The organism is Aequorivita aurantiaca, from assembly GCF_030410135.1.
Lineage (GTDB): Bacteria > Bacteroidota > Bacteroidia > Flavobacteriales > Flavobacteriaceae > Aequorivita > Aequorivita aurantiaca.
Genome location: NZ_JAUGQQ010000006.1, coordinates 64,704 through 84,518, shown reverse-complemented (window position 1 = coordinate 84,518; position 19,815 = coordinate 64,704). Strand labels below are relative to the sequence as shown.

At 40.2% G+C, this 19,815-nt stretch carries 15 protein-coding genes and 2 tRNA genes; 4 read left to right on the top strand and 13 right to left on the bottom strand.

The window, feature by feature from the left end:
- Positions 1-68: 68 nt before the first annotated feature.
- The gene (locus tag QRD02_RS10260) at positions 69-1,352 is read left to right on the top strand and encodes a UDP-N-acetylmuramoyl-tripeptide--D-alanyl-D-alanine ligase (protein WP_290254854.1); all 1,284 of its coding nucleotides are present in this window, start codon (positions 69-71) and stop codon (positions 1,350-1,352) included.
- Here QRD02_RS10260 and QRD02_RS10255 read toward each other — a convergent pair.
- From QRD02_RS10255 to QRD02_RS10200, 12 genes are all read right to left on the bottom strand, one after another.
- Entirely contained in the window at positions 1,342-1,770 is a 429-nt protein-coding gene (locus QRD02_RS10255) for a phage tail protein (protein ID WP_290254853.1), read from the bottom strand. The two genes, QRD02_RS10260 and QRD02_RS10255, sit on opposite strands and share 11 nt — an antisense overlap.
- A 248-nt stretch (positions 1,771-2,018) precedes the next feature.
- Positions 2,019-2,096, bottom strand: a tRNA-Val gene (locus QRD02_RS10250).
- A gap of 55 nt (positions 2,097-2,151) precedes the next feature.
- Positions 2,152-3,138: a YitT family protein gene (locus QRD02_RS10245; RefSeq protein ID WP_290254852.1), complete on the bottom strand. Its 987-nt coding sequence runs from the start codon at positions 3,136-3,138 to the stop codon at positions 2,152-2,154.
- A gap of 110 nt (positions 3,139-3,248) precedes the next feature.
- Positions 3,249-3,326, bottom strand: a tRNA-Val gene (locus tag QRD02_RS10240).
- 65 nt (positions 3,327-3,391) lie between these two features.
- The gene (locus QRD02_RS10235) at positions 3,392-4,609 is read right to left on the bottom strand and encodes a bifunctional folylpolyglutamate synthase/dihydrofolate synthase (RefSeq protein ID WP_290254975.1); all 1,218 of its coding nucleotides are present in this window, start codon (positions 4,607-4,609) and stop codon (positions 3,392-3,394) included.
- A 12-nt stretch (positions 4,610-4,621) separates the two neighbouring features.
- Positions 4,622-7,123, bottom strand: a complete 2,502-nt coding sequence (locus tag QRD02_RS10230; RefSeq protein ID WP_290254851.1) for a T9SS type A sorting domain-containing protein — start codon at positions 7,121-7,123, stop codon at positions 4,622-4,624.
- Between the two features lie 60 nt (positions 7,124-7,183).
- A complete protein-coding gene (locus QRD02_RS10225; RefSeq protein WP_290254850.1) occupies positions 7,184-7,966 on the bottom strand; it encodes an energy transducer TonB in 783 nt (260 codons plus the stop codon).
- Between the two features lie 151 nt (positions 7,967-8,117).
- Positions 8,118-8,510: an ExbD/TolR family protein gene (locus QRD02_RS10220; protein ID WP_290254849.1), complete on the bottom strand. Its 393-nt coding sequence runs from the start codon at positions 8,508-8,510 to the stop codon at positions 8,118-8,120.
- Positions 8,510-9,208 (bottom strand): MotA/TolQ/ExbB proton channel family protein, encoded by a 699-nt coding sequence (locus QRD02_RS10215; RefSeq protein ID WP_290254848.1) that lies wholly within the window; start codon positions 9,206-9,208, stop codon positions 8,510-8,512. The genes QRD02_RS10220 and QRD02_RS10215 overlap by 1 nt, the downstream gene beginning before the upstream one ends.
- Before the next feature lie 47 nt (positions 9,209-9,255).
- Positions 9,256-10,635, bottom strand: a complete 1,380-nt coding sequence (nhaD, locus tag QRD02_RS10210) for a sodium:proton antiporter NhaD (RefSeq protein ID WP_290254847.1) — start codon at positions 10,633-10,635, stop codon at positions 9,256-9,258.
- Between the two features lie 21 nt (positions 10,636-10,656).
- Positions 10,657-11,883, bottom strand: coding sequence for a Glu/Leu/Phe/Val dehydrogenase dimerization domain-containing protein (locus QRD02_RS10205; protein WP_290254846.1), 1,227 nt, complete (start codon positions 11,881-11,883; stop codon positions 10,657-10,659).
- 96 nt (positions 11,884-11,979) lie between these two features.
- On the bottom strand, positions 11,980-13,041 hold the full coding sequence (locus tag QRD02_RS10200; protein WP_290254845.1) for an anhydro-N-acetylmuramic acid kinase: 1,062 nt from the start codon (positions 13,039-13,041) through the stop codon (positions 11,980-11,982).
- A gap of 270 nt (positions 13,042-13,311) precedes the next feature.
- Between QRD02_RS10200 and QRD02_RS10195 the strand changes: the two genes are divergently transcribed.
- A complete protein-coding gene (locus tag QRD02_RS10195; RefSeq protein ID WP_290254844.1) occupies positions 13,312-14,454 on the top strand; it encodes an acyl-CoA dehydrogenase in 1,143 nt (380 codons plus the stop codon).
- Positions 14,455-14,563: 109 nt separating this feature from the next.
- On the opposite strand, the gene QRD02_RS10190 is transcribed toward QRD02_RS10195, so the two are convergent.
- Positions 14,564-16,447 (bottom strand): putative porin, encoded by a 1,884-nt coding sequence (locus QRD02_RS10190; RefSeq protein ID WP_290254843.1) that lies wholly within the window; start codon positions 16,445-16,447, stop codon positions 14,564-14,566.
- A 123-nt stretch (positions 16,448-16,570) separates the two neighbouring features.
- On the opposite strand from QRD02_RS10190, the gene rnhB reads away from it, so the two are divergent.
- Both rnhB and QRD02_RS10180 read left to right on the top strand, forming a co-directional pair.
- Complete coding sequence (gene rnhB / locus QRD02_RS10185; RefSeq protein WP_290254842.1) at positions 16,571-17,170, top strand: ribonuclease HII; 600 nt, start codon at positions 16,571-16,573, stop codon at positions 17,168-17,170.
- Between the two features lie 169 nt (positions 17,171-17,339).
- Positions 17,340-19,796, top strand: coding sequence for a hypothetical protein (locus tag QRD02_RS10180; RefSeq protein WP_290254841.1), 2,457 nt, complete (start codon positions 17,340-17,342; stop codon positions 19,794-19,796).
- The last annotated feature ends 19 nt before the right edge of the window (positions 19,797-19,815 follow it).

Sequence of the window (19,815 nt, the reverse complement as noted above, 5' to 3'; positions counted from 1 at the left end):
TATTTAAAAGAAAGAAAACAACCCTCCTTGGCATATAGCTTCGGAGGGTTTTTTAGTATATTTATTTTATGGATATAAAAGAAATTCACCAATATTATTTGGACAGTAGCGGAGTTTGTACCGACACTCGAAACATTACTGCGGAATGTATCTTTTTTGCACTAAAGGGAGAAAATTTTAACGGCAATCTGTTTGCGCAGGAAGCGCTGGATAAAGGAGCACGAAAAGTGATTGTTGACCAACAGCAATTTCATAAAAACACCGGCGAAACCATATTGGTTGAAAATGTACTAGTGACCCTTCAACAATTAGCAGTTTTTCATAGAAGATTTTTGGGTCTGCCCATAATTTCCTTGACGGGAAGTAATGGAAAAACCACTTCCAAAGAGCTTATAAATGCGGTGCTTTCACAAAAATATAAAACCGTTGCTACCATCGGAAATTTAAATAACCATATTGGTGTTCCCCTAACTTTACTTTCAATGACGATGGATACGGAATTGGGAATCGTAGAAATGGGCGCCAACCATTTGGGAGAAATCCAAATGTTGAGCGAAATAGCCCAACCAGATTATGGATATATCACAAATTTTGGAAAAGCACATTTGGAAGGCTTCGGAAGCATTGAAGGAGTTGTACAGGGCAAAACTGAGCTCTACCAATATTTGAGGAACAATGGCAAAAAGCTTTTTGTGAATGCCAACGACCCCAAGCAATTGGAAAATTCAATCAATATAGATCGAATAACCTTTGGAACCGCCACGAACGATTATAACATAAAAATGGTGGACAGCACTCATTATCTTGTTGTAGAATATAATGGCGTCAGAATTCAGACCAATTTAGTGGGCTCGTATAATTTTGCTAATGTTTCCGCAGCTGTTGCAATTGGGGCATATTTCAATGTTTCCACAGAAAATATAAAAGTTGGTATTGAGGGCTATATACCGGCCAACAATCGCTCACAATTGATTACCAAAGGAACAAACATCATTTTATTGGATGCCTATAATGCCAATCCCTCCAGCATGCTTGCGGCTTTGGAAAACTTTAAGCAAGCAAAGGGCGAATACAAACTGATGATTTTGGGCGATATGTTTGAACTGGGTCACGAAGCAGAAAAGGAACATCAAAATATTGTTCAGTTTCTGGAAGAAAATCCATTTGGCACCGTTTATTTAGTGGGAAGCAACTTTTTCAAAACTACCAGTTCAGCTTCCCATATCAAACATTTTCAAGATTTTGCTACGTTACAGACCACGCTGGAAAAAAATTCACCAAAAAAGAATACTATACTAATTAAAGCTTCACGTGGAATGGCTTTGGAAAGAGTTCTACAATTTATTGAATAGCGCCATATACCAATTCCAAACTTTCGATTGCTACAAAATCCTGATCTACGGAAATTGTCCAATTTACGGGATATGCATTTATGAATTGCCACTGTTTCAGAGGGGTTCCATCAATATCTATAAGTTGCAGCGTTAGATTTTTCACCTCCTTGGAATTTTTAAAATTGCTCCCCAATGAATTTTCGAACCAAATAACAGCTACAGAGTTTTTTCGCGCCAACCCTTTTTTAAGAAACAAGTTTGAATATTTAATTGAAGAAATATTGGGTTTCAAAGAATTGCTTCCGTTGCGATTCATCTTTTCGGAATCCAAAACCATGGTAATGCCAGAAATTGAACTGAAAATTATTTCTTCCTTAGAAGAAGTTTTATCAAAGCTTAAACGGAAATTAAATGACCCGGAAAGTATATTGTCCATCAGCGCAATATTAAAAGTGATGCTTCATATTCCATTTCGTTTATAAAGAAGCGTTGAACAACCTAAATTGCGAAACGCCGGAGTTCCCACAAGCAAAAAATAAAGGAATTTATAATAATACGATAAAGGGAAATGAATACTATAAGTAGTACTACTTATTTTGTGGCCACGAAGAGAAAGAATGAACCTCCTCGTGATGGGAAAAAATGAATTCAGAAAACTATAAAGCAGGGTGGCTAAGGCAATAATGGTGGGTCATACTGGATTCGAACCAGTGACTTCCACGTTGTCGACGTGACACTCTGAACCAACTGAGTTAATGACCCATTTTAACAAGGCACCAAATTACAAAATTAGTTCCACGAGACGAAACCCAATAGCTTATTCGGCAGTTATTTTATCAAATTTCTTTATAGGTTTTTTCTTTATCATTCCCCCCTTCGCATCTTTTACGGACGTCATAATTATAAAGGCCTGCCGGTCAATTTTGTCCACTTCGGTTTTTAATTTGCTCATTTCCAACCGCGTTATTACGGTATAGACAACATCTACCGGACGGCGTGACGCTCCCCCTTTAGAAAAGCCATTTTCGGCCTTAAATATGGTACATCCGCGGCCCATTTTTTCAATAATGGCCATACGGATTGCCTCACTGCGTTCCGAAATTATGGTAATACCCATAAATTCTTCGATACCATCAATCACAAAATCCACCGTTTTGGAGGCGGAGAAATAGGTTAATATGGCGTAAAGTGCAATTTCTGTAGAAAGGAAATACGCAGCCGTCATAAAAATGATAACATTGAAAATCAAGATTACATTTCCCACCGTAAGGATTGTTTTCCGGCTGACAAATATCGCTAAAACTTCAGTGCCATCAATGATTGCGCCACCACGAATTGCCAGTCCAATTCCGAGGCCCAAAAACAGACCTCCAAAGGCAGCAACCAATATTTTATCGTCAGTAATTTGTGGATACGGAACCAATGCCACGGCAATTGCCAGAAACACAATACCAAAAATACTTTTTATGGCGAACCTTCTTCCTATTGAAAAATATGCGAGCATTAAAAATGGAAGGTTGAAACATACCAACAGCAATGAAAATTCAACGCCCGTTAATTCATTGATCATCAATGAAATTCCGGTTACGCCACCATCAATAAAGGCACTGGGCATCAAAAAACCTTTGAGTCCGAAAGAGGCGGCCAACACGCCCAACAAGAGGTAGATAAAGTCGGAAAATTCGTGAGCCAGCTCCACTTCCAAATTTTTAACGCGCGTATCCAAAGACTCTGAGGCGCTTGAATCCTTTTTATGGCGGTTCTTTACAACCTTTCTTAAAATTTTGTTGAAAATGGGATTCAATGGATATTGCTTTAGAATTTAACTTTATCAAAGTTACGGCTATTCGTAAAAAACACCTTATTTGATGAAATAAAAAAAACCGAAGCTCGCACTTCGGTTTTTTTAAAATCTGGTGGGCGATGAGGGGTTCGAACCCCCGACCCCCTCGGTGTAAACGAGGTGCTCTGAACCAGCTGAGCTAATCGCCCTCATTGTTTTGAGGTTGCAAATATAAGTTAGTTTTTATTTCCCGCAAACTATTATTTGAAAAATATTACAAAACTTCGGCAACTACAAATGTGCTGCCTCCAATAAATATTAAATCATTATTCGTGGCAGCAATAAAGGCCGCTTTATATGCCTTTTTTACCGAAATATATTCTTCCCCAACCAATTCGAAAATCCTTGCTTTTGTCAATAATAATGACGCATCCAAACCTCGCGGAATATTGGGTTTGCAAAAATAATAGACCGCAGATTTTGGAAACAAAGGCAGCACCAAGTTTAAATCCTTATCATTCACCACTCCCAGAACAATATGCAGTTTTTCAAAGTTTTCATTTTTCAATTGCTTCATTACCATTTTCAACCCATCAGTATTATGGGCTGTATCGCATATTACTTTTGGATTTTCGTTTAAAACCTGCCATCGGCCCATCAATCCCGTATTTTTGATGGTATTCAAAAGTCCATTTTGTATATTTTCTTCTGAGATATTCCATCCTTTTTTACATAAAATTTTTAATGTGGCAAGTACGGTCTTTAGGTTTTTTTGCTGATAAATTCCTTTTAAATCAGCGGTGTAAATACAAGTGTCACCAGTTTCTGCATAGGTAATTGGGGCGTCATGTTTTGAAGCAATTCGTTCAAAAACAGGTTTGGTCTCGGGATGCGATTCTCCAATTACGATTGGAATTTTGTCTTTAATAATACCACCTTTTTCCGAAGCGATTTCAGCTAAAGTATTTCCCAAAAATTGCGTGTGGTCCAATCCAATATTCGTGATTACCGAAACTTCCGGAGTTATTATATTTGTGCTGTCCAACCTTCCGCCCATTCCCACTTCAATAATGGCAATATCAACATTTTCACTTCTGAAATAATCAAAAGCCAAACCCACGCTCATTTCAAAAAAAGATAACTGGTTTTTTTCGAAATAAGGTTTATGGTTTGCAATAAATTCAGAAACGTATTGCGTCGGAATCATTTCCCCATTAATTTTTATCCGTTCCCGAAAATCCTTTAAATGCGGCGATGTGTAAAGTCCCGTTTTATAACCGGCATCTTGAAAAACCGATGCAAGCATATGGCTGGTGCTGCCTTTTCCGTTTGTGCCGGCCACGTGGATACTTTTAAAACTTTTTTCGGGATTGCCTAAATAATTGGCAAGACTGATAGTGGCATTCAAATCTGCTTTGTACGCAGACTTCCCTACCCGCTGATACATTGGCAGTTGCTCAAAAAGCCATGCTATGGTTTCGGAATAATTGATGGTTGAAATGGATTAATGAACAATTAGTTTTTTGGTTGCCTGCTTTTTTCCTTCGGAAATTTTTAAATAATAAATACCGGGGAGAAGGTCTTCAACGGAAAAATGAATTTCCCTGTTATTTCCAAAATTGAAAAGTTTTATCGCCCTTCCCATATTATCAAAGAGTATTAACCTACTATTTCTCGAAGCATTTTGAAGCGAAACATTCACTATTTCGGAAGCGGGATTCGGAAAAATTGTGATTTCCGAATGAAAGGAATTTTCATTTTTGCTTAAAATATCGCTGGAAATATCGATTTTATATATGGATCTTCCATAGGTGGCGGCATATAAAAATTGGGATGTTTCGTGAATAAACAAATCTGAAACTACCACCGAAGGGAGATTTTCCCCAAGAACGCGCCAATTTGCGCCCTCATCACCCGATGCCAACACGCCAACATCGGTTCCAATAAAAAGATTTCCGAAACCGTCCTGTTCAATATCATTTACGGGAATATCAGGCAAACCGGCAGATATATCCACCCAATTATTTCCGAAGTCGACACTTTTATAAACGTGGCCGATACTTTCGCCAAAACGATAGCCAGAAAGCGTCAGATAAACTGTATTTGCGTTTGCTTTTGAAGCGTAAATTTTCGTAACCCACCGGGTAGGTATTCCCACTGAAATATCATTCCAATCATTTCCGCCATTTTGTGTTATCCAAGCTTTTCCATCATCCGTTCCTACATAAATAATTTCATTGTTGAACGGCGAAACGCTTATAGTTGTTATTGTTCCAAAGGTAAGATTTCCTGAGTGCGGACCATTGGTTAAATCAGGGCTAATGGCATTCCAACTATTGGCGGCATTTGTAGATTTGTAAAGTCTGTTTGCCCCATAATATAAAGTTTGTGAATTTGTGGGGTCAAAGGCAATGGGTGTATCCCAATTTTTTCTGTCACCGCCGGATATTCCGTTAGTGGCACTTGAGAATGAATTGCCGTTATTAGTAGATTTCCCCAATTCTCCATATTGATAGAGTGCATAAATAACATTCGTATTTGTGGGATCTACCAATGTTTGAAACCCATCACCGCCGTATATTATCGTCCAATCGCTAAGGCCGCCCGTTTGGGTGCGACTGGTGCTATTGTCCTGTGCCCCGCCGTATATTTTGTTTTCGTTCTGCGCATCAACATACATTCTATTGAACTGGGTTATTGGCAGTTTCAAATCCTTAATTGCGGAATCGCCTCCGTTGCTGCTATAATAAAGCCCACCGTCATTCCCCAATAAAATTTGATTGGATGCCGAAGGGTTAAATGCCATTGAATGCTGATCCACATGTGCATATGTAAATACGCTCCTCCAGTTATTACCGCCATCCGTGGATTTTTGGACTTCAAAATCTACATTGTATAATGTGTTTTCATCGGATGGATCGATAAAAATTCCACCAAACCACCAATGAAAACCAACATTTGTCAATTGGTTGGAATTAACGGCGATCCAAGAATCGCCCCCATTTATAGTTTTATAGACTCCTTGGATATTGCCAGTGGCATCGGCATAGCGTGCATACAATACACTTGGATTCGACTGGGAAATATCAATGCTGATTCTTCCCTTTTGAGAAGCAATACTCGGCAGACCATTGGTAAGTTCAGTCCAATTGGTACCACCATCAATTGTTTTATAAATTCTAGAAGTGATGCCTCCATATTGCCGTCTGTTTGGTCGCCGAATGCGTTCCCAACTTGCCGCATAAACTATATTTCCATTTGTGGGATGGATTGACATATCAACAACTCCGGTGGAATCACTTACAAACAAAACCTGTTGCCAACTTTCGCCGCCGTTGGTAGTCTTATAAACGCCGCGATTATTGTTGTTTTTGAATAGCGTGCCCATTGCACCAACAAAAGCAATGTTGTCATTATTGGGATCTAAAACAATTTTTCCGACGCTCCCTATATTCGGCAACCCTTTGGATTGCCACGTAGCTCCGCCATCAGTACTTTTGTAAATTCCATCGCCATCATAAACCAAAGAACCCCCACCGGCATTGACTTCTCCCGTACCGACATAAATTAAATTGTTATTGTTTTTTGAGATTTCAATATCTCCGATAGAAAGCATTTCCTGCTCGTCAAAAATGGGCGTCCAATCATTGCCACCGTTCACGGTCTTAAAAATTCCGCCAGAGGCAGCACCCACATAGTGAACATTCGGCTGGGTGGAAGGAATTTCAATATCGGTAATACGTCCACCAATATTTAACGGTCCAGTGAATTGCCAAACTTCATTTGCTATGTTTCTATTTGCACTTTGCTTTTTCCATAGAATTGCCTCGGAATAAGCCGCAGTATTTATTTCGCCACTTGGATATGCGCGTTGCATAAACATCAAATCGAACGGATATTTTCCATCGTTTTCCTTTTCGGAAACTTTTGAAATGGATTTTTCCGAAGCATTTTCACATCCCCACAAAGAAATTAGTATAAACAAGAAAGTAGAAATACGAAGCATAGCATCTTTTTTTGATGTTTAAAGATACTGAAAAAATAATGTGGAATTTTAGGAGAATGCTTATTGAGAAAGACTAAACCGGTATATAATTTTTCCAATTTGTTTTGCGGGCGCTTTATCGTCTGCATTGAATTTGGTTGCCAAAGCGGCGCGCCTAGCCGGTTCCGTTAAACATTTGGAATTGTTCGTTGTGCCACGAACGCCGGGGGTGGCGGAAATAACTTTTCCGCTACGGTCCACTTCAATGCTTACTACCACGGTTCCGGCTTCATTGCATTCTTGGACAAATTTCTCCTTATTTAGCGCTTTTCTTCCTCCTAAAAGATAATTACCGTCACCATCCAAACCTTTCCCGGTACCATAATAACTGTTGGCGTTGGGATCGCCGTCGGGGCTTCCTTTATCGCCCGGGCTTTTATCGTTTCCTTCCCCACCCTTGGCAGTACCATCACTCTTTGGACCGTTCATTATACTTGAAAGCGCATCTGTTGTGGATTTATCTGGTTTTGGGTCAGGCTTTTTTACCTCTTTTTTTGGCTGTTCCTTTACGGGAGTTTCAATTTGTTCCTTTTTCGGAATTTCCTTTTTTATGACGGGCGCTTCCTCATTTTCTTGTGTAACAACGTCTTCCTTTATTTCAGCTTTTGGCTGCGATACAGGTTGTGCTGCGGATTTTTGAGGTGCAGATTGAATTTTTTCTGTTGGCTGAATGTTTCCGCTACCAGTTTCAGTTGTTCCAAAATTTATTGCTATTCCCTGCTCCAGCGGCGGATCCAAATATTTCATACCCACATAGAATAATAGAATAAGTATAATAACATGCACTATTACGGTGATGGTCATACTCTTTCTTTTATGTTCTGTATTTAAAAAGTTCAAAGTCCTAAGGTTTTATGTTGCAAGTTTCAGGATGCAAGTTTCGAAATTTGGGGTTTGGGATTTATAAATTGAGATTTAATTATTACTGCCCAAATGCTACCGAATACTGAGAACTTTAGTTCGGTCTAACGGCGAGCACTACTTTAAAATTGTTTTTATTGGCTATATCCATTACAAAAACGGCATCTTCAATGGGAACACCCTCTTCCGCACGGAGAATAATTGTTGGTTCATTTTGTCCGGCAAGCACCTTTTTTAGTTCGCTTTCAATGCTATATTCACTCACGCGTTCCTTATCCACATAATAGGCGCCATCCTTTGTTATACTCACGGAGGCTTTTTGTACGTTCGACGTTTTCCCTTTTGCCTTAGGAAGGATTAAATCGAGCGCGTCAGGGGTTATTGCGGGTGATGTTAGCAGAAAAAATACCAATAGCAGAAATACTATATCTGTCATGGAACTCATGCTGAAATCGGCACTTATTTTATTTCTTCCTCTAAGGTTCATTACGCAGGTTCATTTAACATATCCAGAAAATCAACTGCCGTAGCTTCCATTTGGTGCACTACCTTATCGGTACGTACCACTAGGTGATTATATCCCATATAGGCTATAATTCCTACAATTAGTCCGGCCACCGTAGTTGTCATTGCTGTGTAAATTCCTTCGGCTAGACTTCCCATTTCAGCCTGACCGCTACTTGTTGCCAGTTCGTGAAATGCCAAAACCATTCCAATTACCGTTCCCAAGAAACCTATCATTGGCGCGGCTCCTGCTATTGTGGCCAGCACGCTCACGTTTTTCTCGAGTTTATAAACTTCCAACCGACCCGCATTTTCAATGGCGGTGTTTATATCCTCCAAGGGACTTCCGATACGGGAAATTCCCTTCTCCGTTAAATGTGAGACCGGTGTATTATTTTGGGCACAAAGCACTTTGGCTGCCTGAATGTTCCCTTTGGCCACGTGATCGCGAATTTGGTACATAAAATTGCTATCCATTTTAGTGGCCGCCTTAATGGCAAAAAGTCTTTCAAAATAGATATATACTGCCACAAAAAGTAATATAAATAGAACTGCAATAATTATTTGACCGGCCACTCCTCCGGTCAATAATAGATCCATAATTGATAGTGTTTTTTCTTGGGAAACAGGTTCAAGGTCCTGCGCAACTTCAGCGCCTTCTTGAATAAAGGAGTTTAACATAAAAATTGATTTGTTTAGTGAATAACGAAATAAGGTTTCAGAAATTGTTATGCATTATGGAATAGCACTCTTTCGACTAAAAGAAAAACTCCAGCTCCGGCAATAAACCCAATAAACGCTAGCCAGGTAATTTTCTTTAGATACCAGATAAAGTCAATACGCTCCATTCCCATAGCTGCAACTCCGGCCGCAGAACCTATAATAAGCATACTGCCACCGGTTCCCGCTGAAAAGGCGATAAAGTGCCAGAGTACGGAATCCATCGGCAAATCATACATTCCCATGGAAGCTGCCACCAACGGTACATTATCTATAATCGCGGATAAAATTCCGAGAAATATGATCACGACATCCTGATTTGGGATTGCTCTTTGCAATACCTCAGCAACGTAACGGAGCGTTCCTACTTCCTCACCATTTACCACCCCATACACAAGGCTTTCAAGACCTGCAACAGCCATTAGAATTCCCAGGAAAAATAGGATGCTGGAAATTTCGATACGCGAAAGTGCTTTATGGGCAGAATACAAATGCTTTCGTTCCTTGCTGAAGTCTTCCTCAGGATGTATATATTCTGAAACAAGCCATACTATACCCAACGCCAACATCATTCCCATATAGGGTGGCAAATGGGTTAATGATTTAAAAACTGGCACGGAAACAATCATTCCCAATCCAAGAAATAGCATAGTCTTACTACTCAAAAGTGCACCATCCTCATTTTCATCACGGGAATCCACATCAATGTTGCCACGAAAGGCCGGCAAATAACTGGCAACAAGGAAAGGCAACACAAAACAAACCACCGATGGAATAACCACATATTCCACTAAACCTGCAGCCGAAACTTTTTTGGCAATCCACAACATTGTGGTAGTAACATCACCAATTGGAGACCACGCCCCTCCTGCGTTTGCCGCTATTACAACCAAGGAGGCATACCAGATGCGATCTTCTCTTTTGTGTATCAGTTTTCGGAGCAATGTAATTAAAACTATCGTGGCAGTTAGGTTGTCAATAATTGCGGACAGGAAAAAACCCAGAATTCCTATAATCCATAATAATTTACGTTTGCTTTTGGTTTTTACCGCCGTTTTCAGCACTTCAAAACCTCTGTGAAGGTCAATTATTTCAACAATGGTCATGGCGCCAATAAGAAATATAAGTATTTCCGCAGTTTTTCCTAGGTGATGAAGTAAGGTGCCCTCAAAGCCTTCCATAGCAACATCTCCGCCTGAGAGAAAATTGAAAGCTTGCTCTTCCGTATTGATTATATCAAACCATCCACTGGTGAAACCAATTGCCAGCACCGCCCAGATTAGAGAAGCCATAATAAGTGCCGGAACGGTTTTGTCTAGTTTTAAGGGATGCTCCAACGTGATAGAAAGATACCCTATTACAAAAATTAAAATGATTATTGAAGTCATACCAAAAGGTGGTTACATTTATTATATTAATTGTTTCAACGCAATTTCAAAAGCGGTCTTGCTTATGTTTGTCTTGGTGCTGTTATTGTCAAACGTATTTTGGATTGCATTCTTAATGGTAATGGAAGTATCGTTGAAAATTGCCTCATCGGTCATTTGCACCCTGCGTTCCATAAAGTAAGCAAATACTCGGGCCATCCCGCAATTACTAACAAAATCTGGAATTAAACTAACACGTTCATCCGTATATTCCATAATGGGTCCAAAGAAAATTTCCTTATCGGCAAATGGTACGTTGGCGCCACAGCTAATTACCTCCAATCCAGTTTCTATCATTTGGGAAATCTGTTCCTTGGTAATCAAACGCGATGCCGCACAGGGAGCAAAAATCTCAGTTTCCAATTTCCAGATTTTCTCGTTAATTTCTCCGAAGGGAATCATATTTTCAGCGACCAAAGTATTGCCGTTTTTCTTAAGAAAAAATTGCTTTATTTCATCAAAAGAAAAACCGTCCTTATTAATAATACCGCCATCGCGGTCAATAATTCCAACTATTTTCGCACCCATTTGTGAAAGATAGTATGCCGCAGCTGCGCCCACATTTCCAAAACCTTGCACAACCGCACGTTTTCCTTCCACACTTCCACCATAAATATCGTAATAATGACGAACTGCTTCGGCAACGCCGTAGCCAGTAATCATATCTGCCACGGTATATTTTCGGGATACGTCTGGCGAAAAATGTACATTCTCCAAAACTTTTATAACCCCTTGGCGCAATTGGCCAATGCGATTGATTTTATCGGCTTCGGTTGGGGAAAAATGGCCGTTGAAAACCCCTTCCTGCGGATGCCAAACCGCGCTTTGTTCCGTCATCGGGATCACCTCATGAATTTCATCAACATTCAAATCGCCGCCGGTTCCATAATAAGCTTTTAACAAAGGTGAGACGGCTTTAAACCAACGTTCCAACACTCCCTTTTTACGAGGATCCGATGGGTCAAAATTTATTCCGCTCTTGGCTCCCCCAATGGGCGGACCGGCCACGGTAAATTTCACCTCCATGGTCTTAGCGAGCGAAAGCACCTCATTACTGTCAAGCCCTTTCCGCATTCGGGTCCCGCCACCGGCAGCACCCCCGCGCAGGGAATTGATGACTGTCCATCCCTCGGCCTCTGTTTCGGGGTCATTCCAATGAAAAACTATCTCTGGTTCTTTTTCTACGTACTTTTTTAGCAGTTCCTTCATTCAATATGGAGAGTTAAATTGCACCTTGGCGAAGCGCCGTGCGTGAAGACAAATATAAAAAACTTGTTAGGGGTTTAAATTTATTTTAGATAAATTTTATGGGAGGAAAATTCTTCCCGAAGAATGGTCTTTCGCCGCGCCGGTAACACTCGCCAAACTATTAACCTCATCGCGAAGTTTTAAAACCCCCAATAAGCCGAAAATGAGTGCTTCCTTATATTCCACAATTTCTGCGGAAGGGATAATAATGCTAACCGAACTAATACTTTTCAATCTTTCAATTAAAAATGAATTGTATGCCCCTCCGCCAGTTACTAAAACTGAAGATTCCTGTTGAAACTGATTAGCCAATTGTATGGCAACATGCTCCGTGAACGTTCGTAATATATCTTCGGTTGAAATTTTCGAGGTATCCATGTGTGGGAAAATTTGCTCCTTCACCCATTCCAGTCCGAGTGATTTTGGTGGTTTTTCGGAATAAAATTTTTGTGAATTCAATATTTGGAGCAAGTTCTCATCCACGATTCCCGCGGCAGCAAAACTTCCATTTTCATCAAAATTCTTTCCCAGTTTTTCGGCATATTTATTTAAAACAATGTTTACCGGGCAAACATCAAAAGCAATCCTTTCACCATTTTTTTCAAAGGAACAATTTGCGAAACCGCCCAGATTCAAACAATAATCGTATTCCGAAAATAGCAAACGATCCCCAATCGGCACCAGCGGTGCGCCCTGTCCGCCCAATTCAACATCCTGCACCCGAAAATCGCAAACAACGGTTTGCCCCACCATTTTTGATATTCGCGGCAGATTGCCTATTTGATATGTCAATCCAATTTCTGGACGATGCAGAATTGTATGGCCGTGGCTGCAGATTGCGTCAATTTCAAGAATGTTGTGCTTTTTTATAAATTTTGAAATTTCCTCGGAAAGCTTTTCGGTATATTTAAAATCGAGCCTTTCCAGCTTTTCTTTTGAATAATTCAAAGCGTCGCGAAGTTCCTCTTTCCAATAAGAAGAATACGGAACGGTTTCGGCAGCAAGGATTTCGAAACTCCATTTTGCTTCGGCATAATTAAACATTATTTCAGCCAAATCAATGCCATCGAGCGAAGTCCCGCTCATTACTCCTATAATATGGTATTTGCTTTTCTTCACGTTTTTCAAAATGATGACGTTTAAAGATAACAATCAAGATTTGAAAAATTCCAAATTACAAGCAACAAATTTCAAGGAAATCACATAAAAATTGATTCCAAATAAATTCCAATCGGAAAGTACCAAATTACCTTTTTTGGAATTCAATATTCCGGATCTGATGTTTACAATTTGGGTTTTGTGATTTGGTATTTGGTATTTGGTATTTGCTTTTTTTTATAAGTACCTTTGCCAATCCTTAAACCGAGATTTTATTCTAAAAAAAAGCATATGGATTTCACTCTATCCGAAGAACAAATAATGATCCGCGACGCCGCCCGCGATTTTGCCCGAACCGAACTTTTACCGGGCGTAATAGAACGTGACAACCACCAAAAATTTCCAACGGAACAAGTAAAAAAGATGGGCGAGCTGGGCTTTCTGGGCATGATGGTTGACCCAAAATACGGCGGTGGGGGAATGGATACCGTAAGCTATGTTTTGGTGATGGAGGAACTCAGCAAAATAGATGCTTCCTGCTCTGTTATTGTTTCGGTGAACAATTCATTGGTATGCTATGGCCTTGAAAAATACGGTTCGGAAGAACAAAAAGAAAAATATCTTACAAAACTTGCCACAGGCGAAAAGCTTGGCGCATTTTGCCTAAGTGAACCAGAAGCCGGCAGTGACGCCACTTCTCAAAGAACTACTGCGATAGATAAGGGCGACCACTACATTTTGAACGGAACAAAAAACTGGATTACCAATGGCGGCACTGCAGATTATTATTTGGTAATCGCACAAACCGATAAAGAGAAAAAACACAAGGGAATCAATGCTTTTATAGTTGAAAAAGGTTGGGAAGGTTTTGAAATCGGTCCAAAGGAAGACAAGCTCGGAATTCGTGGGAGCGACACGCACTCCCTTATTTTTAACGATGTAAAAATTCCAAAGGGAAACCGAATTGGGGAAGATGGGTTTGGTTTTAAATTCGCCATGAAAACGCTTTCTGGCGGAAGAATAGGCATAGCAGCACAGGCTTTGGGAATTGCAGCGGGGGCGTATGATTTGGCTCGTGAATATTCCAAGGTACGAAAGGCGTTTGGCACCGAAATCTGCAACCATCAGGCCATAGCATTCAAACTTGCCGATATGCACACCTCAATCACCGCCGCCCGTCATTTGGTGATGAAGGCCGCTTGGGATAAGGACCAAGGCAATGATTATGATATGAGCGGGGCAATGGCAAAACTATACGCCAGCCAAGTTGCAATGGACGTTAGCGTAGAAGCAGTTCAGGTTCATGGCGGAAATGGCTATGTAAAGGAATATCACGTGGAGCGTTTGATGCGCGATGCGAAAATTACCCAGATTTACGAAGGCACTTCGGAAATACAGAAAATCGTGATTTCAAGAGGACTTTTGAGAGACTAGGAAAAATTTTTGTCTTGACTTTAGTTTACCCTGAACGAAGTTGAAGGGTTTGAACAATCAAATAAGAAACCCGTCCAATGTGGCGGGTTTTTAAATTATTTTGATTCGCTCATAAGAAGAAATTCCAAACCAATCCAAAGCGCAAAACATTATCCCGATAGGGTTGGCCGGGCGCCGCAAAATATTCATTCTTTCCGCCAAAGAGCGCAGTGAAATTCTCATAAATGAAGTAAATACGCGTTTGCCGAATTTTCGCATTAAAGAAAATATCAACCAAAGGAAAACCGCCCAGTTCTTGGTCATTCTGTACATAAAATTCGGCAAGCACCGGATCATACGCATTCATATTGTATTGGGTGAAATATTTAAAAGTCACGCCTGTTTGCATAAACAAAGCCCGCTTAAACCAATGATTTTGATAGTAAAGTGAATTTCGGGTGATTAGCTGTGGGACGTTAAGAACCGTTTCGCCGCTCAAAACCTGTTGGAACATCACGGTATTTTCCAACGCAAAATCACCAAACCTAAACTCCTTTGCCGCTTTTATTTTTAAGTAATCCACACGTTCGGAAGTCTGCAATGGCGATGGTGTGCTGTCATTCTCCTTTATGCCGAAATAAGCGTAATCATCTATTCCGGTGTAGCTTACCGAGGCGTTTCCAAATCGTTTTGTGTTTATTTCAAACTTTAGTTCCTGGGTTTTTATATTGTTCAAATTCGTTTTCCAATTGTAGTTTTGGTAATCACTTTGGTACAATAAAAAATTGAAATTTGGGGCAACGGAATGCACCGTTATGGATGCTTCAGCGTTATATTCCTCATTCAAATCATAGGAAGCAGCCCCTTGAATATAGTTGCCATCAAAATCGCCGGCCACATTTATTGCGCCTTTTCCCGAAAGTTTAAAACCGCGGTATTGCTTTTCATATCCCGCCCCGGCTTCAATAATAGTTCCTTGTAATCTATTTGGGATGCGCTGTTCGTCCAAAATTAAAACCGAATTGTAACCATAATTGAAATCGGTATATCCGGCCCAAGCACTAATTCTTCCAATTAAGGAATTGTTGAAATCCGCAAAGGCTTTTACGTTAAAATCTTCCAATTTCGTTTTTGTAGCCAAATTTGTGGCTTCATAAGAAGGCCCAAAAGGTTTATATGCATTGCTCTGATTGTATCGAAAAAATTTATCCTCATAGCTTAAAACATTTCCAATTGTCAGTACCGAAAAACCTGTGCTGTCGCGCCGGCTGAGCAGTTCATAGCGATGATCGCCATAAAACCGCAGGCCCTCAAGTTTGTTTTCCGCGTCTTCAAATTTAACGTCCAGCCTACCCCGGTCCCTAAATTCAGGACTATCATTTATAAAAAGCTGCAGGGAATTCTCCGTCAAGCCTCCATTTTCCTGATTATAAATATCCTGGGCAGCCACGTGTGCCCGCACAAGATAGCGCTTGCTTTTGGTGTGATAATTTGAAGTGAAAAGGAAATTTCCCGTACTGGTTAGGATATGTTGATATTTCCCCAAGGAACGCACCCCTTTATAACCGATGGAAAAATTGAATTGTGGCGAAGTGTTCACCGTAAAAAAAGCATCAAGTTGCTGCCCTTGAGCATAGGCTGTCTTAAAATAAAGCTCTGTCAATGGGGTTGGGACGTTATAATAATTTACATCCTCAATTTCTTTATAATTGAAATGGTGCGATTGCGCCACAAAGAGTGGTTTCAAATTTAGCCGGTCAAACGAATAGGCGAGCGAATTATAGGTTTGGCCCACGTTCGAAAACTGAAGGAGCTCAAAATTGTCCCTTCTTAAATAATTGAATCTATATTTTTTTTGGATAGAGAGTGTAGTGTCAACAAAAGTAGTATCGCGGGCTGCCGAAATTATTTTATAATAATCAATTGGAGGTTTCTCTTTTTTTGCAGAAGGGGTTTGCGAAAACACCGATGCCGAAGCGATACAAATAAAAAATAGCAAGAGTGTTTTTTTCATCCTCTAAAAAACGTTTGGACAAAGGTAATTTTTTTTGGGTTAAAGAAAGAACAGCATTTTCGGTTATTGAAATACATTTGACGCAACCTTTTTCAAAACTATTTTACTTAGTAACTTTGTGCCATGCTAAATTTGAAAATTAGCCCACACCTTTTGGAATGTGGCACCGATGAAGCAGGCCGAGGCTGTTTGGCCGGGCCGGTAACCGCCGCTGCCGTAATACTTCCCGATGATTTTGCCCATCCTTTTTTGACGGACAGCAAGCAACTTTCAGAAAAAAAACGTTTGGAACTAAAGGCAATTATTGAGCGGGAAGCCATTTGTTTCAAAGTTATCCATGTTATGATGGAGGAAATTGACAAGATAAACATTCTCAACGCCTCAATTTTAGGAATGCACCGCGCTATTGAGGGCCTTTCATGCGCCCCACAATTCATCGCCATTGACGGAAATCGTTTTAAACCTTATGGAAAAACGCCTTATGAATGTGTGGTGAAAGGCGATGGTAAGTTTCTGCATATTGCCGCCGCCTCCATTTTGGCCAAAACCTATCGCGATGAATATATGACGACGCTGCACGATTCCTATCCGCAATATAACTGGAAACAGAACAAAGGCTATCCTACTTTTGAACACCGGGAAGCCATCTGCAATCACGGAACAACAATATTTCACCGAAAAAGTTTCAAACTGTTTCCCGAACAGTTTGAATTGGAAATCTGAATTGCCTGAAAATTTATTGGCAGGTTTATTCAATCTCACAACCGTCCAAAAAAGCTGTCGTTTTAAAATCAGATATTTTTAAACCACAAAATTCCGGCTGTTGAAAACCCGTCAATAAACAATTTCACGCACCCATGGAAACATTAGTATTCCTTGCTATTTTTGTGTTATGGGAAAAATTTTTCAGAAATCTTTTGCGCTTTTAGTTTTCAGTCCGATATTTTTTGGAATTTTAGGAGGATGTGACAAAACTCCACCAAAAACGGGAACTTTGATGGATTTTGTTCCTCAAAACGCTGCAGTAGTTTTCAAGATTTCCAATTTTGAGAATCTGCGTGATGACATTGACAACAATTCCCTGCTTTCCAAATTTGAAAAAACAGCACCGTATGATTTCTTTATTCAAAAGAAGGTATTGTTGCAAAATTTGCGCCCCAGCTCCCAAAGTTTATTATGCATTAACCAAATAAATGACTCCTTAACAGCATATACTTTTATTTCCGGACTTACAAAAAATCTTTTCCGAACAGATTCACTTCAAAACCGCACCATTGAAAGCCTGATCTTGGACGGCCACACCTTGCAACGCATTACCCTCGACAAGGAAGTTGCCTATTCCACAATAATTGACAGCGTTTTTGTAATATCCTCATCACAACAATTGGTGCAGGATATTATAAACAGAAAAACGGAGCGCGATGAAACCTTTAAGAAAGTTTTCAACCTGCCCTCCTCCAATGGCTTTACGGCGATCCTCCGCGGGAGAAAAGTTGCATTGAACGATTCCACAAAAATTGCATTCACCTCCTGGAGCGCTTTGGATGTAGCAATCGCACCTGAATCAATTAAGGCAACGGGAATTACTCTGGCCACGGACAGTATCCCCCAGCTTTTAAACGTTTTTGAAGGGCAAGTGCCACAACAGAACGATATTTCCGCATTGGTACCCACTGATGCTATTGGCGCGCTGAGTTTTACTTTTAACGATGCAGAGAAATTTCAAAAAAAACTTCGGAATTTCCGCGACGAAAAGGATGCCGCGCAAACAACTGGAATTTTTGGTTCCGTTAGTGAGGTTGGGTCCATTCATTTTAAAGAGGAAACAGCCATATTCATAAAAAGCATTGATGCTTCCTTGACGGGCGATGTTTTGGCGCGATATGTGTCCGAGAAAACTGAATTCCGCGACATTAAAATAAGATCTTTCAGCGAACCCGCACTTTTTGAAAAAACGTTTTCGCCTTTTATAAATTCCGAAGCGGCAAACTTTGTTCTTCAATTGGACAATTTCTTCGTTTTCACTGAAAGCGAAGTAACCGCACAAAAGATAATCAGCGACTTCCAAAACAACAATACGTTGCGGAACACTTCCTATTTTGAAAATACGGCAACGGATTTGAGTACGGCTTCTTCCCTTTTGATCCTTAAAATGAAAGGGGAATTTTCCGAAGCTATTTCAGGTTTTTTCAATGAGAAAAGCAATAAGGAAATAGACAATATTTCATTTGAAGCATTTCCGATTGCGGCGCTCCAATTCAGTTTTGACCGAAATTTTGCCCACGTGACTCTAAGTTGCAAAGAAGCGGGCGCGGGGGCAATTCGCAAAACGGGCTCGGTTTCAGAAAAGTTCGCCATAAAACTTGAAAGTGCAGTTTTGGGCGAGCCGCAACTTATGGATGGCCACAACGGGCACAGCAATATTGTGGCGCAGGATATGGGCAATAAACTCTATTTTATTTCGGAAAACGGAAAAATTCTTTGGACGAAAAATCTCGGTGCCGCCGTTCTCGGCAAAATTGAAGAAGTGGAAATATCCGGCGGCAAACACATTGCATTTGTCACTAAAGATGCTTTCCATATTTTAGATCGAAATGGAAAGGATGCCAAAGGATTCCCCATAAAATTTAAGGATAATGTTACACAGCCACTTTCAGTTTTTGATTATGACAACAACCGCAAATACCGTTTTGTGGTGGTTCAGGGGAAAGAACTGCTGATGTATGACCAAACCGGAAAACCGGTTAAAGGATTCAGTTTTGGCAGGGCTAAAAGTGAAATTATACATTCGCCCGTACATTTAAGGATGGGCAATAAGGATTATATTGTGGTAGCTGAGGAAAGTGGAAAAATAAATATTTTGAGCAGAGTTGGTAAAACACGCGTTTCGGTGTCAAAAACTTTCCAATTTTCCGAGATTCCTGTTGCCGAGGAAGATGATTCATTTGTGGTAATTACAAAAGAGAATACGAAGGAACGAATTTCTCAGGATGGAAAAATTTCTTCGCAAAAATTGGACGTTGGCAGCAATTATTGGTTTGCTATTTTAGGAAATACTAAAGTTACCCTGGACGACAATAAACTTCGAATAAATGGAAAACTTGCAGAACTTCCGCTCGGGCTGTACACAAAACCCCAATTGTTTACATTGAACCGCGAAACATTCGCGACTATCACGGAAACCCAGGAAAAAAAGGTGTACGTTTTTGATAAGGACGGCAAGATATTGAACGGTTTTCCGGTGTACGGAACTTCGGCCGCATTCCTCGGTCAAGGAAATGGAAAAAACAGTAAATATATAGTGGTCAAAGGGGATAGTGACGGAATCATTCTTTATTCAAGCAATTAATTCATAAATACTTAGGATT

Coding starts and splice junctions, on each gene's coding strand:
- QRD02_RS10220 (WP_290254849.1), bottom strand. CDS start 8,510: ATGAACCTTAGAGGAAGAAATAAAATAAGTGCCGATTTCAGCATGAGT.
- rnhB (WP_290254842.1), top strand. CDS start 16,571: ATGCTAAATTTGAAAATTAGCCCACACCTTTTGGAATGTGGCACCGAT.
- nhaD (WP_290254847.1), bottom strand. CDS start 10,635: ATGACTTCAATAATCATTTTAATTTTTGTAATAGGGTATCTTTCTATC.
- QRD02_RS10180 (WP_290254841.1), top strand. CDS start 17,340: ATGGGAAAAATTTTTCAGAAATCTTTTGCGCTTTTAGTTTTCAGTCCG.
- QRD02_RS10195 (WP_290254844.1), top strand. CDS start 13,312: ATGGATTTCACTCTATCCGAAGAACAAATAATGATCCGCGACGCCGCC.
- QRD02_RS10205 (WP_290254846.1), bottom strand. CDS start 11,883: ATGAAGGAACTGCTAAAAAAGTACGTAGAAAAAGAACCAGAGATAGTT.
- QRD02_RS10260 (WP_290254854.1), top strand. CDS start 69: ATGGATATAAAAGAAATTCACCAATATTATTTGGACAGTAGCGGAGTT.
- QRD02_RS10255 (WP_290254853.1), bottom strand. CDS start 1,770: ATGGACAATATACTTTCCGGGTCATTTAATTTCCGTTTAAGCTTTGAT.
- QRD02_RS10190 (WP_290254843.1), bottom strand. CDS start 16,447: ATGAAAAAAACACTCTTGCTATTTTTTATTTGTATCGCTTCGGCATCG.
- QRD02_RS10225 (WP_290254850.1), bottom strand. CDS start 7,966: ATGACCATCACCGTAATAGTGCATGTTATTATACTTATTCTATTATTC.
- QRD02_RS10230 (WP_290254851.1), bottom strand. CDS start 7,123: ATGCTTCGTATTTCTACTTTCTTGTTTATACTAATTTCTTTGTGGGGA.
- QRD02_RS10215 (WP_290254848.1), bottom strand. CDS start 9,208: ATGTTAAACTCCTTTATTCAAGAAGGCGCTGAAGTTGCGCAGGACCTT.